Annotated in this window: 14 protein-coding genes and 1 pseudogene; 4 read left to right on the forward strand and 11 right to left on the reverse strand. The window is 36.8% G+C overall.

Going from position 1 to position 16,200, the window contains the following annotated elements:
- Nucleotides 1–3 precede the first annotated feature (3 nt).
- A complete protein-coding gene (locus OSO01_RS20455; RefSeq protein WP_147212328.1) occupies nucleotides 4–663 on the forward strand; it encodes a YpmS family protein in 660 nt (219 codons plus the stop codon).
- Nucleotides 664–807: 144 nt separating this feature from the next.
- On the opposite strand, the gene OSO01_RS20460 is transcribed toward OSO01_RS20455, so the two are convergent.
- Together OSO01_RS20460 and OSO01_RS20465 are read right to left on the reverse strand one after the other, a co-directional pair.
- Nucleotides 808–1,386, reverse strand: coding sequence for a hypothetical protein (locus tag OSO01_RS20460; RefSeq protein WP_186813722.1), 579 nt, complete (start codon nucleotides 1,384–1,386; stop codon nucleotides 808–810).
- 197 nt (nucleotides 1,387–1,583) lie between these two features.
- Nucleotides 1,584–2,066, reverse strand: coding sequence for a hypothetical protein (locus OSO01_RS20465; RefSeq protein ID WP_147212329.1), 483 nt, complete (start codon nucleotides 2,064–2,066; stop codon nucleotides 1,584–1,586).
- A 272-nt stretch (nucleotides 2,067–2,338) separates the two neighbouring features.
- Between OSO01_RS20465 and OSO01_RS20470 the strand changes: the two genes are divergently transcribed.
- Together OSO01_RS20470 and OSO01_RS20475 are read left to right on the forward strand one after the other, a co-directional pair.
- The gene (locus OSO01_RS20470) at nucleotides 2,339–3,964 is read left to right on the forward strand and encodes an ABC-F family ATP-binding cassette domain-containing protein (RefSeq protein WP_147212330.1); all 1,626 of its coding nucleotides are present in this window, start codon (nucleotides 2,339–2,341) and stop codon (nucleotides 3,962–3,964) included.
- A gap of 152 nt (nucleotides 3,965–4,116) precedes the next feature.
- Nucleotides 4,117–5,191: pseudogene (locus tag OSO01_RS20475) on the forward strand (helix-turn-helix transcriptional regulator).
- Between the two features lie 5 nt (nucleotides 5,192–5,196).
- On the opposite strand, the gene OSO01_RS20480 reads toward OSO01_RS20475, so the two are convergent.
- The 7 genes from OSO01_RS20480 to OSO01_RS20510 all read right to left on the reverse strand — a co-directional run bounded on the left by OSO01_RS20480 (nucleotide 5,197) and on the right by OSO01_RS20510 (nucleotide 12,991).
- Nucleotides 5,197–5,718, reverse strand: a complete 522-nt coding sequence (locus OSO01_RS20480; protein WP_147212331.1) for a hypothetical protein — start codon at nucleotides 5,716–5,718, stop codon at nucleotides 5,197–5,199.
- A 191-nt stretch (nucleotides 5,719–5,909) separates the two neighbouring features.
- A complete protein-coding gene (locus tag OSO01_RS20485; protein ID WP_147212332.1) occupies nucleotides 5,910–7,454 on the reverse strand; it encodes a hydantoinase/oxoprolinase N-terminal domain-containing protein in 1,545 nt (514 codons plus the stop codon).
- Nucleotides 7,451–8,542: an S-methyl thiohydantoin desulfurase family protein gene (locus tag OSO01_RS20490; RefSeq protein WP_147212333.1), complete on the reverse strand. Its 1,092-nt coding sequence runs from the start codon at nucleotides 8,540–8,542 to the stop codon at nucleotides 7,451–7,453. Before OSO01_RS20490 ends, OSO01_RS20485 begins: the two co-directional genes overlap by 4 nt.
- An 8-nt stretch (nucleotides 8,543–8,550) precedes the next feature.
- A complete protein-coding gene (locus OSO01_RS20495) occupies nucleotides 8,551–9,828 on the reverse strand; it encodes a cytosine permease (RefSeq protein WP_147212334.1) in 1,278 nt (425 codons plus the stop codon).
- On the reverse strand, nucleotides 9,829–10,410 hold the full coding sequence (locus OSO01_RS20500) for a TetR/AcrR family transcriptional regulator (RefSeq protein ID WP_186813723.1): 582 nt from the start codon (nucleotides 10,408–10,410) through the stop codon (nucleotides 9,829–9,831). It lies immediately after the preceding gene.
- Between the two features lie 331 nt (nucleotides 10,411–10,741).
- Nucleotides 10,742–11,692, reverse strand: a complete 951-nt coding sequence (locus tag OSO01_RS20505) for an NAD-dependent epimerase/dehydratase family protein (protein WP_147212336.1) — start codon at nucleotides 11,690–11,692, stop codon at nucleotides 10,742–10,744.
- 108 nt (nucleotides 11,693–11,800) lie between these two features.
- Nucleotides 11,801–12,991, reverse strand: a complete 1,191-nt coding sequence (locus tag OSO01_RS20510) for a glycine C-acetyltransferase (protein ID WP_147212337.1) — start codon at nucleotides 12,989–12,991, stop codon at nucleotides 11,801–11,803.
- A gap of 198 nt (nucleotides 12,992–13,189) precedes the next feature.
- Here OSO01_RS20510 and OSO01_RS23485 point away from each other — a divergent pair, with 198 nt between their 5' ends.
- A complete protein-coding gene (locus tag OSO01_RS23485) occupies nucleotides 13,190–13,327 on the forward strand; it encodes a hypothetical protein (protein WP_186813724.1) in 138 nt (45 codons plus the stop codon).
- A gap of 223 nt (nucleotides 13,328–13,550) precedes the next feature.
- On the opposite strand, the gene OSO01_RS20515 is transcribed toward OSO01_RS23485, so the two are convergent.
- A complete protein-coding gene (locus OSO01_RS20515) occupies nucleotides 13,551–14,414 on the reverse strand; it encodes a 3D domain-containing protein (protein WP_147212338.1) in 864 nt (287 codons plus the stop codon).
- Between the two features lie 256 nt (nucleotides 14,415–14,670).
- A complete protein-coding gene (locus OSO01_RS20520) occupies nucleotides 14,671–15,552 on the reverse strand; it encodes a DUF1002 domain-containing protein (protein ID WP_147212339.1) in 882 nt (293 codons plus the stop codon).
- Nucleotides 15,553–16,200: the final 648 nt, after the last annotated feature.

Consider the following 16,200-nt stretch of genomic DNA (forward strand, 5'->3'; position numbering starts at 1 on the left):
ATAATGAGAGTAAAGAATAGACAAATAAAAATAAATAATAAATGGAAAGCCGGTTTTCTCGGTCTTCTTATCTTTAATGCAGCTATCTTACTCCTTTTGCTGGCGCTTATTTTTTGGCCAGTTTCTAAAAATGAGTTCCCGCAAAATTCTGTAATAGACGAGCAGGAAAGCTCTGAGTTTTACATTCAGACAACAAAGCAAAACTTAAATAATTTAATCAATGCTTATATTGAGAAATTACTTGAGGGGACGGATCACCATTACCGTATTTTTCTTGAGGATGATGTGCATCTGATGGGTGAATTGCCTGTCTTCTCTTCCACAGTTCCTCTTTCTGTCCGTTTTGAACCGATTGAGCAGACAAACGGTGATCTGGTTTTACAACTGAAGTCTATCTCTGTTGGACTTTTAGAACTGCCAAACAAAAAAATTATGGAATACATGGATAAATTTTTACCAATGCCTGAATGGGTAACGATAGACCCGGACAGCCAGGAAATTTATGTAGCTGTTACAGATATGAATTTACAGGGCAATTTCGATGTAGCTGTACAGCATATGGATCTAGAAGCAAATAATATTACCATGAAGCTGGTCGTCCCTTATGAAACACTAGGCATTCAGGATTTCTCGAGAGAAGCAATGCAAAATCTATTTGAATAGAGTAAAGAACAAAGCACGGAGCCTCAACTTAAGAGGCTCCGTGCTTTGTAAAATAATATTTTAGCAGATTCAGTACTTCCTTATTACGGGAAAAGTAAAGGAAGTACAAATGCCCGGGTTCTTTAAGATTTTTTATCTCAACACCTATAAATTAGAAATATAAGATAATGATGGCTGCTCTGTTGAAGATAAAGAATCCTTATCTTGATAATGTAACAATGTTCCTTCATAAACAAGCTTCAAATCTGGAGCAGTTCGAATATCCTCCGGAGTTGTAAAGTAAGGGTCTTTTGTTAATGAAAGGCTCGTTACACCCTGTAAAATAGTTGCCACAAACTGTGAACAGAAAAAGGCTGTCTGACGTGTAATTTTTATTTTCATCATGACTCCAAATAACCCAATAAAATTATAACGATATTTATCTTTGTCAATCTCTATATTTTGAATAAAGGATTTAATATATTCATATTCATTTTCGGTCACTTTAAGCTCATAAATTTCACACATAGAGCTATTTAAGTATGGTGAAAAAATATCCTCTTTCACAAAGCCACCGATAAATGGATTATCAGGCTGTTTTCTCCCAAAGCTATAAACTTCTGTTAATTCTCTATCTAAAGCAATAGAAACATGGTTTAAAGGCTCCTGGGTATACAGATGAATCAATCGTGATAGATAGCTTCCTGTATCGGTAAACAGCAAATAAACCGTCTTGCTTTTCATCTACTTGTTCCCCCTCTTCGGACATACCCCTTTTTATTAATATATACAAAAGTATTTTAATATACAATAGCTGGTGCAAAAATTGATAAAAGTATACCTTATATGGTACACATTTCCTCTTAATAGATTTATTTCTATTTAAAAAAGGATATGAATAATGGTGATTCTTCTTATTCTGCTATACATTTATTTACGTATTAAATGACAAAAAGTTTCAATGGATTATCTAATTTGTCAATATTTTCATAGTTCATCTGCTTCATCAGATTTCTTTTCATTATTTTGAGCTGGCTGTCCATTTCATGATATATCTTTTTCATTGATTCCAGCTGATTAGATGCTTCCTCTGCTGTGATTTGCATTTTCTTCATGCGCTTTTTACAAGTCTTGTACGCTATTTGTGCAAAATGATATACCTCTTTTTCTGAATCCTGTTCAGCAGCCTTCATTTGCATAAATTGAACCTCTGCATTTTTCTGTGCATTTATATACTCCTGCCGGTATATTTTTTCCAGCTTATATTGCATATGCATTAACTTTCTCGTTTCTTCTTTTTCCTGTTCACTTTTTCTGATGTAATAAACTGCCGCAGCAAAACGCTTCCTTAGCTCGTTCTTATTTATCAGTATATGAAAATTATCTGAAATAGCACCCGTGTGTTGCAAAATTTTTGCACCCATTTGTACTCCTCCTCTTCTTAAGCTGTGGTGAAGAATATAAATAATGAAGCCCAACTTTCTTCCTCTTTAATTTTTAAGTTATTTTTATTTTAGCGGTTATCTTATCCATCCGTAATAACCCAGCGTCATATTTTAAACTAAGCCTTCAGGTCTATATCTTTATAGAGCTGGAAATTGAGATACTTTCATAGATATAGCGGTCTTATCTTGCATTGTTTCCGTAAATAACGTAAGCTTATTTTGATAATGATTTAATGGAGGCAATTAATAAAATGTTAACAGTAACTAATGTTAGTTTACGATATGGCGACAAGAAGCTTTTTGAAGATGTAAATTTAAAATTCACGCCTGGAAATTGCTACGGTGTTATTGGGGCAAATGGAGCCGGAAAATCAACTTTCCTGAAAATTCTTTCTGGTGAAATTGAACCGCAATCTGGGAATGTATCTCTTACACCGGGGCAGCGTCTGACTGTTTTAAAGCAAGATCACTATGCTTATGAAGAGCATCCCGTGCTGGAAACTGTATTAATGGGTCATGAGCGTTTATACAAAGTCAAACAGGAAAAAGATGCTATTTATATGAAAGCAGATTTCAGCGAAGAGGACGGCATCCGTGCCGCTGAGCTGGAAGGTGAATTTGCAGAAATGAACGGATGGGAAGCAGAATCTGATGCGGCCGTGCTTCTTAAAGGTCTTGGTGTAGAAGAATCTGTTCATGATTTAAAAATGGCTGAAATCCCTGAGGAACAAAAGGTAAAAGTACTACTTGCACAAGCCTTATTCGGGAATCCCGATATTCTTCTTCTCGACGAGCCTACAAATGGATTGGATATTCAAGCAATCCAATGGCTGGAAGAATTTCTTATTCAATTCGAAAATACTGTTATCGTAGTATCCCACGACCGTCACTTTTTAAATAAAGTATGTACGCAAATTGCGGATGTCGATTTCGGAAAAATTCAGCTCTATGTCGGGAACTATGATTTCTGGTATGAATCAAGCCAGCTTGCTTCCCGTATGGCACAAGAGTCTAATAAGAAAAAAGAAGAAAAAATCAACGAGCTGAAAGAATTTATCGCACGTTTCAGCGCGAATGCTTCGAAGTCCAAGCAGGCTACCTCCCGTAAAAAAATGCTGGATAATATTACATTGGACGATATTAAACCATCCTCCAGAAAATATCCATACATTGCCTTTACTCCAGAGCGTGAAATTGGAAATGATTTATTACAGGTGAAGGACCTGTCTAAAACAATTAACGGGGTAAAAGTATTAGATAAAGTGAATTTTATTTTAAATCCAAATGATAAAGTGGCATTGGTCGGAAGAGATGACATTGCCAACACAACTTTGCTGCAAATTATTTCTGGTGAATTGGAGCCGGATGAAGGTTCCTATAAATGGGGTATTACAACATCCCAGTCTTATTTTCCAAAAGATAATTCTGAGTTCTTTGATGGATCTGATCTAACGCTGGTAGATTGGCTCCGCCAGTATTCTCCTGAGGATGAAACAGAAACATTCCTGCGTGGTTTCTTAGGAAGAATGCTATTTTCCGGAGAAGAAGCGAAGAAAAAAGCAAATGTACTCTCCGGGGGAGAAAAGGTCCGCTGTATGCTGTCTAAAATGATGCTTTCCAAATCAAATGTACTTATTTTAGATGAGCCTACGAACCACCTTGATCTTGAATCTATTCAAGCCTTAAATAATGGTCTTGTTAAATTCAAAGGATCCATTGTCTTTACATCACATGATCATGAATTTATCAACAGTATCGCTAACCGTATTATGGAAATTACTCCGAATGGTATTATCGATAAGGAAATGTCTTATGATGAATACGTTCAGGATAAAAAGCTGCAAAAGCAAGTGAAGGAAATGTATACAACTGCATAATGTTATGAAGGAAACAGAGACTTCGATAAATGAGATTGATTTATCGGGGTCTTTTTTTCTTAAAATTGGAGCAATCATTTCTAAGCATAAACACAAGAAATATCAAATAATAAAATTAAAACCTCTTATACTTTAATCCAGGAGGGAGATAAATGAATGAAGATATCCAGCTTATGGTTGATTGGCTAGAATACCGTCTGCAGTCAGCTTTTTCATTAGATGAACTGGCTGACTATATAGGTTATTCCCCTTATTATTGTTCTTTTAAGTTCCATCAGACCACTGGAATCAGCATTAGACGCTATACACTTCTTAGAAGGTTATATTTATCTACGGAAGATTTGAAAAATAACAGAAGGATTATTGATATTGCTTTTGACTATTACTACTCTTCCCAAGAGGCATAAAGCCGGGCGTTTAAAGCTGTTTTCGGTATTACCCCGAGACAATATCAGCTCCATAAGCATCCTGTTCAATCATTTATTAAACTCACTACTGATAAAGATGGGGGATGGTACAGAATGAATATTTCCAGAAAATTAGAGATTGAAAAGTTACAAAATGAGAATCGTGAACTCTTTGATCATAATGTGCTTCATATCTTAAACTTCCAAATACTGTACGAGGAATTTAAAGAAAATAAATTAATGGGAGAAGCTGATTATGCTTTATTCAATGAGGCGATGTGTGTACATCCTGTTACAGAGAAGGTTTTTGATAAACACTTTATTCATACACGCGCTGCCAGACATGGAGAATCTACTGAAAACTATATACAAAAAGTGATTCATCCATTGGATTATCTTTTTAATAAAGAACATAAATATATCGTTTTATGGTTTGGTGAAGATATGTTTTGTCAAATGAATCTCCTTACCCTGCTTGCTTTTCTTAAACAGACCGAATACCAGGGAAATGTATTTTTAAATAGCTTCAGAGAGGATGAATTCAAAGTTCAGCAAACAAAGCTTGAATTAAGTGAATATACCTCTGCCTACAAAAGATGTATTTATTCATCACAGAAAGACCTCTGTAAAGCAGTTTCCAGTCATGTACCAGGCAATTAATCTTTATCTGGATATGTCAGATGAAGATAATGAAGTAGTAAAATATATTTCTAAACACACTGACCTGCCGACATCTGAATTACTCCAAAGGCTATTTATCCGCTTCCCAACAATCGGATATGGAGATACGCAATATCTGGAGCTGATTAACAAAATATAACGATATTATTCTAAAGACTCAGCAATATTAATTAACGACTCTTTGTCGTATTTACCGTTAGCTCTTAAATATAATATATATTCTAATTTCTCCTGCTTATAAACAAGTTCAATTATAGGGGAAGAAATCTCTGATTTTATTTTTTCTATATAAACATCTTCTCCGCTTTTTAATTTGTAGTTGCTTTCTACATCCCGCGGTGATTCCGGATTAACGATAAATTGAAAATTATCTTTTTTATATTTTCCTTTATAGTGGATATCTAAATTATTTTGTTCATCAATTTTGGCAAATTTATTTCTCACTTCAAAGGGCATTTCTTTAGGCAGCATTATCTTTGTATCAAATTTTTCTTCAAATATGTTTATAATTTTACTTATATCTTTTGAATATCCCATTGTCTTATAAACTTCTTCTTCAGTCATTGGTTTTTTAGATGTAAAATCATCTTCTTCAGCCAAAGTATTAATCGCAAAACAACTGAAAGAAATAATTGTAACGGCAATGATTAATACTATCTTTTTCATTGTGCACCTCCCTTTTTTATATTGGACTAACTATTATATTTTATACAGGATGAATACTGTACCGATTTATTAGAATTTGACCTCTATTTTAAGATTATCTAAAAAGACCATAAGAACCCCATCTTAATAAATGGATTTCTTATGGTCCTGAAATCTTCTGAATCAATTAATCTCCCGGATTTGACGGTGTCTTATATTTTAAGAGGACCTGCTACCTTTACTTTAACAAGCAATGCTTGTCCCGGTAAATAAGCTAACGGGAAGTCTTCTAATTGAATAATTTGAATCTGATCCGGATCTGCACCTGCTGCAACAGCATTTTTCACTGCTTCCGCTTTCGCATTCTCCATAATGGTTTCATAGCTTTCATTCTCCAGTAAATAAATTCGTTCCACTGTACCGCTGATATCACCAAGAGCTGCTCCAATTGCGTTCGCTACACCGGCATGAGCAGGACGGATTACTTTACTGGCTCCTTTGAGAGCTTCCGGCATAAGTGCTGCTCCTCCGCCGACTAAAACTACAGTTGCATCTTCACTATTGGTTTTCATCCGGTCAATCGCTTCTTCTACAACATGTGTCATTATTTCATAAATATCTTCAATAGGGAGGTCTTTGAATGAATCAATATTTGCCTCTCCAAAACGGACCTGGCCCTTGGCAATTGCAATATCGGTTGCAGTTAATGTCTCTCCGCCAAACGATTTTGCTTCTTCCATGAGACGATAGCCTACACTATCCGGACCAACTTTCCAGCCTTCATCTTTTTGATGTATTCTCGTTCCTCCGCCAAACCCAACAGAATAAATATCAGGCATCCGATAATTAGTGCGTACTCCTCCTACTTCAACGGCCAGGGAAGTTTGACGTGGAAAACTGTTAGCCAGAACACCGATATCCGTTGTCGTCCCGCCAATATCAACAACAATCGCATTTGGTTCATTGGTTAAATGAGCTGCGCCCCGAATAGAATTGGTAGGGCCACAGGCAATGGTATAAATCGGGTATTTCTGTGCATATTCATTCGTCATCAGTGTTCCGTCATTTTGTCCAAGAAAGATTTTTGCCTGAATTCCCTCTTGCCCCAGGGCTTGCTGGAAGCCTTCTGATACGTGGCGAATAGTACTCATTAACGCTGCGTTCAAAATCGTTGCGTTTTCCCGTTCAATTAAACCGACAGAGCCAATTTCACTTGAAATGGAAATTGGAATTTCAGGCATTGCTTTGCTTAAATATTCAGCAACATATTTTTCTTGTTTATTTTGAACTGGAGAAAATACACTTGTAATAGCGATGGAATCTACTTCTCCTTTTAGTTTCTCCACCACATTCTGTAATTCATTTTCTTCTAAAGCAGCAATTGGTTCCCCATTATATTCATAGCCACCATGAATTAAAAACATCACCGGGTCCAGCTGATCAACTAGATCCTGCGGCCAATCTAATAATGGTGTAACTGCTGACCCTGACGGCAGGCAAATGCGGATAATACCGACACGATTCAATCCTTTTCTTTCAACAATAGCATTGGTACAATGTGTTGTCCCGAGTGTTGCCACATCTATTTTTTCAGCATCTAATTTTGATTCTTCCATCAGTTTATTTAAGGTTTGTTTAATACCGGAGAATATATCTTTTGTAGTAGTCGATTTAGTGCTTGCTAAAATTTCATTATCTGCACTAAGAATTACACCATCTGTATTTGTTCCACCTATATCGATTCCTAATCTGATCATTGGTCAGCCTCCTTTACCAGCGTTTCAAGCGGGACGTAATCATAGTCATACTTGAAGTATTTTGGTCCTGCTGTTTCAATGCCAATAGCTGTTCTCCATTTCTCATGAGCAGGAAAAGCAACAACTACAACGCGGGCGCCATATTTTAAACCTTCTGTGGTAATCGGCATTCCTGTTTCCTCATCCAGTACTGCGATTAAATCTGGTGTAATAGCTACAGGTTTCCCGTTTACCTCTGCCAGCAGATGTTCATTTTGGAAAAATAATTGGCAGGTACTTTCCTTATTCTCATCCGATCCTTCAAAAGTTGCCCTTCCACGTGTAAATCCACCTTGAATCTTCCGTTCAATTTGGATTGCTTTTCCTTTAAATAATTTATGTCCGTTCAGTTTCTCCAGCATTTGTACGATTGGATGAACTTTTGCTGTCCGTTCATTTGTCAATAGTGCACCAATCTGTTGTGCTAAGGTTAAGGTATCTGGAATAACACTCTCTTTGGCCTGTTTGCCACTGATTCCATAGTCACATACAATGGATGATCCTCCCATTACAATGGTAATCTGCCTTGATATTTTTTCACTCCAGATACCATCTGCTGGTTTAATAGAAACAACATTTGATTTTTCATCTCCCAGTGTAACCAGCTCCGGCTTTAACCCGTCTAAATGGAAGGTTACCATTTGTGCTTCTGGGAAAGCTCTTCCCATTGCATCCCCATCTAAAATAGGAATTCCTTTCATCGCCGCGACGGCAACGGGAATCAAGGAATTAACCCCGCCTATCTCAATAGGCATCACAACGTCGACTTTTTTGCCCACCGCCTCTTCATATGCTTCCAGTGGAGCTTTCAGCTGATCGAAGGAAGGAATTTTCTCGACTAACACACTTGGAGAACCCATTCCAGAAACAGGAAGAACAAAATGATCTTCCTCCAGCTCTTCTACTGTAATCATTTTTACTGGCCCATATTGTTTTATGGAAGATAAAGCCAGCATTTTTCCGATATAAGGATCTCCTCCGCCGCCAGTTCCTAACACAGCAGCTCCTGTTGCAATATGCTGAATATCTTCTTCATTTAACCATTTCATGCAATTTATCATCCTTTCTGTTCGTTAGCTTTCATAATTACAATAAATATAAGTTGGGCAATAAAGGCAACAATAAAGCTGTCCAGTGCCGGTATTGTCGTAAAATTGAACAGTTCCAGTCCTGTTGGTCCAGGAGAGGTCATCCAATTCACCGCAGCTCCTAAAAACCATGCAAGCAATGGCAGCAGCTTGAAATTTCTATCCTGTCCTACAGCTACTGTGAAGTATTTTTGCTTCCCGAAATAATAGGATGCTGTATAAACCCCTGCGATTGGCGTGATAAACATCGACATAATCGTTAAGAAGTTAATAAAATTATCATAAATTCCAAGTACTGCCAACAATGTTCCTAAAATTCCTGCGATTAATGTCAGCAGCCCTTTATTCACTTTGGTGAAAATGACCGCAAAGCTTAACCCTGATGAATAAGCATTGCTAGTATTGGTTGTCCATTGCGCCAAAATTAATACAAGTATTCCCGGAACTCCTAAGCCGACCATAATCATAATTGTTGTCAGGCTGTCTTCATCCATAATTCTTGATAGAATCATGGAAACAATAATCATAAAACTGTTCCCTACAAAGAAACCGATAAAAGAAGCTAAAATAGCATCCTTCTTTGTCTTTGCCCATCGTGAAATGTCCGGGGAAATAACCGCTCCAGTAATAAATACACTGATAGCTAACGAAATCGCCATCCCCATTGTAAAAATGTTCTCAACCGGGGCGCTTAATGCTTCTGTTCCATACTTATTAACTGCCAGTCCAATCGTTAGGAAAATGAGAATTAACAATAATGGCACTGCCCATGCACTCAGCTTTTCAATTGCTTTATATCCGTAAATAGCTGTCGAAGTCATTAATATTCCTCCAAGTGCAGCCAATAACGGTAAGGGCACATTTATATGAAATGAATGTTGAAATATCGCTGACGCATTCTCAGCAAAAAATCCTGTTTGTACGCCAAACCAGCCTAATAAAGCAACTGCCATAAAAAAGGATACAAACTTTGCACCGGAAACTCCGAAGGTAAATCTGGAAATCATCGAGGTAGAGAACCCGGTTGCAGTTCCTACATAAGCACAAAAAGCTGCCAGAACTCCGAGTATCCCCGAACCAATTAAAACAGAAATCAGCGCATCCCCAAATGCCATTCCGCTTCCTAATTCAACACCGAAAATAACGGCGGATAAATCAATTCCTACTGCTATCCACACTAACGAAATCGTAAACCAATGTTTTCTCTCTTCTTGTGGTACGGGCTCTCTCGCGAAATCGTTGTTCATTTATTTAACTTCCTCTCTCAATAAACATTCAATGATATTTATTGCATATTCAATTTGTCTTTCCAGCTCTTCTTTTTCATAAAGATTTATTTCCCAGAATATCCCATCCATTATAATGAGAAATTGTTTGGTTATCTTTATTATTTTTTCCTCAGATATATTTGGGTATTCTTTTTGCATTTGTTCTGTCAATATCTGCTCCATCCAGCTGTCAAAACGCTGCATATGATGGTGCAAGAATGGTTTAATCTCTGCAGGAGGTGAGTTAATTAATGAAATATAAGCATTTGTTTCGTTCTGTCTCTCACTATGATAAGCAACAGTTTTCCGAATAATAGTCTTATAAATATTTAGTATTGGCTGCTCAATAACTTCTCCCATAATATTCCGAATATAATTAAAATGCGATTCCAGTATCCATTTGAATGCAGCTAAGAAAAGCTCTTCTTTATTTTTATAAAAAAAATAAATGGACGCCGGCTTGATATTTACTTCATCTGCAATCTTCTTCATAGTCGCGCCATGATAATTGTAGAGCGAATATTGATTAATAGCAGCTTTTAAAATCTTTTCTTTAGTCAAAAAACTCACCACCTAATGATTGTTAGGTTAGATTATAAATGATTAAATATACATTTTCAAGTATATTTTTTTGGGAGTTACATGTAGTTTTTCAGAATACAGCGCTTACTAAACTTGTTTATAACTCTTTTTAATATATATTCTTTTATTACAGAATGTATAATTATACTCACACCCTTATATTTTTGCATTGTGAATCACTAGATAAAAATGGAAAAATCAGTTCGGAATTCTGTTCATTATAAAAACACCTCCCAAATGTTGAGAGGTGCTGTAAAATATTTATATATAAGTCCGGTTTTCCTTAAAAAGCTCGAATGATTTTATCCTTTCAAGCACTATCTTTCTTTAATTTTTCACGAATCTTCTCCAGCATATCTACCGTCATATTATCAATATCATATGCCGCTTCAAATCCCCATTCTTCTTTAGCAGCATCTGCATTAATAGAATCCGGCCAGCTCTCTGCAATTCCCTGCCTGACTGGATCGACCTGATAACCCATTTCAAAATTCGGAATCTGCTTGCGGATTGACGATGCAAAGTGTTCCGGTGCTGCAGATACCGCTGTAATGTTGAATGCATTGCGATGCTTTAACCGATCAGGATTTGCTTCCATCAGCTGAATAATTGCATTTAAAGCATCCGGCATATACATCATATCCATATGCGTGCCTTGTGCAATATAGGAAGTATAAGCACCTTTCCGAATTGCTTCATAATAAACTTCTACTGCATAATCTGTGGTACCGCCTCCAGGAGCGGTTACATAAGAAATCAAACCGGGAAAACGGACTCCTCTGGTATCTACTCCGAATCTGGAAAAATAATAATCACATAGAAGCTCTCCTGCTACCTTATTCACCCCATACATCGTTGTTGGCCGCTGTAAGGTATCCTGAGGTGTATTATCCTTGGGCGTACTTGGCCCAAATGCTCCAATAGAGCTTGGTGTAAAGAATTTTAAATCTAATTGCTTAGCCGCTTCTAAAGCATTTACCAATCCGCCCATATTAATTTCCCAGGCTACTTTTGGAAAAGCCTCTGCCTTCGCTGATAGGAGTGCCGCTAAATGGATGATCGTATCTACATTATATTTTTTAGAAATCTCATATATTTCTTTTTCCTTGGTTACATCAATTTCTTCAAATATTCCTGACGGATTTTCAGGTCTCCGGATATCAGAAGCAATGATATTGTCTTCACCGTATGTACTGCGAAGCTTCTCCGTTAATTCTGACCCGATTTGTCCTAATGCACCGGTCACTAAAATTTTTTTCATCTCGGAAAACTCCTCTTACTTTTTTTAGTACATGTTCAAAAAGTATTCAAATTAAAAGCAGCAGATTAATATCCTGCCAAATCATTGATGACTTTTTGAACATCTTCTTTAAATAAGTTTCATTTCTTTACCGATTTTTTCATAGATACCAATTGCATGATCCAGCATCTCTTTCGTATGTGCTGCTGTCGGCATATTACGGACACGCCCGGTACCTCTTGGAACTGTCGGGAATACAATTGCTTTCGCGTATACTCCTTCTTCATACAACCTCTTACTAAATGTCTGCGCCTGCTTCTCATCACCAATAATACAAGGTGTAATTGGAGTCTCACTCTCTCCAATATCAAAGCCCAGTTCTTTTAATCCTTTTTTCAAGTAATTCCCGTTCTCCCAAAGCTTCTCGTTCAATTCTGTGCTTTCCATTAGAATTTCAATCGCTCTCGTGCTCGCTGTCGCATCTGCCGGAGATACGGCTGTAGAGAACAGGAATGGACGGGAGCGGACTTTCAGCCAATCAATCAGCGCCTGTTTTCCTGCAACATAACCGCCGATAACACCGATCGCCTTAGACAAAGTCCCCATTTGAAAATCAACTTTATCCTGTAGTCCAAAATGTTTTACGGTACCAGCACCGGATCCTGTTACTCCAGAGCCATGTGCATCATCCACATAGGTAATCAAGTCAAATTCCTCGGCAATCTCTACAATCTCAGGCAGCTTAGCAATATCCCCGTCCATTGAGAAAACACCATCTGTGATTACCATCACTTTATTGTATGTTCCTGACTCTGTCGCTTCTTTCGCTTTAGCACGCAGGTCATCCATATCGGAATGCTCAAATCGGATAATTTTTGCTTTAGATAAACGGCAGCCATCAATAATAGAAGCATGGTTTAAAGAATCTGAAAGAATAGCATCGTTTTTATCCATGACTGCTGAAATTGCCGCCATATTACAGTTAAAACCGGATTGATAAGCGATGGCTGCTTCTGTACCTTTAAATGCAGCAATTCTTTTTTCCAATTCAATATGCAAATCCAGTGTTCCATTAATCGTACGGACTGCTCCAGCTCCAACACCGTGTGAATCAATTGCCCGTTTTGCCACATTCTTCAATTCCGGATGCGTTGCCAGACCTAAATAGTTATTGGAAGAAAGATTGATTAACTTTTTCCCTTTAATCAGAATTTCAGGACCATTTGCACCTTCCACTGTATCAATTTCGTTATACAGACCGTTTTCCTTTAAATCAGCAATATTTGTGTCCAAAAACTGGTCTAAATTCCGGCTTGTCATATACATCACCCTCCTCTAAATCATCTTAAATGTAATCCCTTACAAGTATAACATAATAGTATTCCAATCCAACCATTTACAGAATTAACGAACATGTATAAAAATTAATGTTTTTCCTGCTAGCCAAGATGTGTACTTTAGCCTATACTAAGATAGTTGATTATTATTCAAGCTTATGATGGAGGGTTGAAAAGAAACATGCGAAAGGTTCTACTTACTTTGTTCATTTTTGTCATTGCCGCAGTCGGCGCTTTTGGTTATTCAAATGCTCACAGCGATAATAATGAAGAAATCGAACAAAATCCGGCTTCCACTTCTACAGAAATCCACAACTAAGGAACAATCAGGCAATTATTGAATATAGATAAAAGCGTATGTGTTTAAGAGGATGTTTAAAAAGCAATCTGCATAACAAATAGCTGAAATAACTGATATCACAAGGTGTCCTACTTCTTAATATAAAAAGTATGATACCTTTTTTTATTAGTTATTAAAAAAATAGCTTAAGAGTCTATGAGACTCTTAAGCTATTTTTTATGCTATCTATTTTAAGGGGATTTTATTCAACGATTGTTACGTTAACTTGCTGTCTTCCAAAGCTCAATGCTTCTTCTTTTGTTGGTACGTGAAGATCAATTTTGTTTCCTTGGATTGCACCGCCGGTATCAGCAGCTGTTGCATAACCATAACCTTCTACGTATACTTTACTTCCCAGTGGAATAACGCTTGGATCTACAGCAATAACTTTTGCATTTGGATCTGCATTTAAATCTACTCCTGTTGCAGTAACTCCAGAACATCCATTACATCCTGCAGTGTATGCAGTTGCTTCTACAGAAATAGTTTGTCCCTGTGGAGACTCATTTGAAGATTGTTCTTCTGATTCAGAAGCTGATTCTTCATTTGAAGTTTGCTCAACAGCAGATTCTTCTTGTGCAGGTTCGCTTTCTTCTTCAGCTGACGCACTCTCTTCTGCAACTTCTTCTGTAACTGGTTCTTCTGCAGGCTCTTCTTGTACAGCTGGTTCTGCAGCTTCAGCAGTTGCTCCATTAATTGATAACTCAGCACCAATAACAATGATGTCTGACGAAAGTTTATTCCATTCTTTTATATCTTTCACGGATACACCGAATTTTTTAGAGATGTCTGAAAGTGTATCACCTTTTTCAACTGTGTATAATGAAGATTCTTCACCATCTTCATCTGGTTGACTTATATAGATAACATCTTCTGGATGAATAACCGTTGTTGTAAGACTATTTATATCAAGTAAGTTTTGTACGCTAGTATCATATTGATCGGCAATCTTCCATAAGCTTTCTCCTGATTCGACCTTATGTTCATTTTCTTCAGCGGAAACTGTTGTTGCAGCTGCACTAGTAATAATAATTCCAGCAGATAACGCTGCTACGAGTTTTCTCATCTGATAACCTCCTTTGTTTTTTCACAATCACTATCCTACCACAGGATTCAAGAGAATACAGTTACAGGACGGTTAAGTGTGAATTACAATAATTACATAATGCTCGTTTACTATTACATTTGTAACAATTCTGTTATAGAAGCGGACAGTACTACTTGTTTTGTGACAAAACCACGTCAAACGGAGGCTTCTGTAATAATAAAAAAGAGCTCTCTTTTTATAGAGAACTCTCCTTCAAACGCTTGCCAGTATTTAATTAGCTGCTAAAGAAGTTTGAAATAGCACGGAAAATATCACTAAAGAACTTCGCTACCTTCTCCCAAAATCCTTGGTCTAAACCTAAATCTTCTGCTCTTTCGACAAGGTTGTTTGTAATATCCTCTAATTGTTCCTTCATTGATCCAAAGTCAATGTCTAAATCTCTCATTCTATTTACTAAATCAATAAGCATCTGCCGATCAGCGTCATTAAGCTTAATATCCAAATTGTTCAACTGCTCATTAACGATTTGCTCTACTTCTTCTTTTGTAACTGGATCCTGTTCAGCAATCATTTTCTTAATTTCTGTTAAAAGTGTACTTACATCTTCATCACTTACACCATCATTGTCAGCTAAATCCGTTGCCACTTCTAACTCATCATTCGCCAGCTCCATCCGATCTTTATCTAATTCTACTCCTTCTACATCATAAGCTTTATAAATTCCTGTCAATGCAGAGTGGCCAGATACCCTTACAGGCGATACAACATCCACCGTTACATTTTCTGCTCCGGCTGTCAGCAAAGCATTCATATACATTTCTTTTGTTACCTCTGTTATATTATCTGGTGTTAAGATATTTACTTCCAGTCCACTGCCATCTGACTCCAAAGTAATTCTTGCAGAAGAGTACATATTTGAATCTGGGTTTCCATTTATAAAATCAGCATAATCCTGGCCTGTAACGTCATGTTCTTCATAAGTGTCATTGTCTGAGATATCCAATATTTCTCTTACCTGTGCACGCTGGCTGTCGTTAAGCTTTTCTCCATAGATAATTGTAGTATTAGAAGTTGCTGAAACTGGCAATAAAATGCTAAAAAATAAGATAAAGCTTAGCGCACCATATTTCAACACCGATACTAACCTTTTATTCATTTTGTTTACTCCTTTTCTTCGTAAGGGCTTCCCGCTCTTACTTTTGATATTTGTTGCAGAGCAACTATCATCATTTATTATACCCTGTAGAAAAAATGATTACATGTTTTTAAACAATTAATTTACTCCATAGGTTAAATGTAAATGTGGAAAATAAAATTACTGCTTTCTCATTTCTCTTTTTATCATTAACAGTACCCTTTCTGTTTTCTCGTAAAACAGTTCTTTTTTTATTTTTAAACTCAACTTTCGCACCTAAAATAATAACTTGCTTATCATTGAGACATGTGTTGATCGTTCCTTACACCTATCTCTTGACAAAGCATAAACTCTAGCTAGAAATAGGGTAACGTGTAAGGCCACCGCTGGAAGGGGGTTCTATACTGTTTAATACAACTGAGCAAATAGAATTTAAATCAGTAAAGAATATCTTTTTTGTGGTACATATAAAATGTCCCGTCATGATTACTTTCTGTTCATAAAAGCTATTCCTGATATTTACTATCCCATGCTGTTTTATCATTTAAATTGCCTAGTCAAGTCAACCATTTGAAACACTGAAATGATCTTTTCATCAAGCAAAAATCGATTATTTCATCCAACTCCATCAGAATATGAATTCTTTCATTCGCTGTAGAAGCATGACTG

This window comes from Oceanobacillus sojae (assembly GCF_007991515.1).
Taxonomy (GTDB): domain Bacteria; phylum Bacillota; class Bacilli; order Bacillales; family Amphibacillaceae; genus Oceanobacillus; species Oceanobacillus sojae.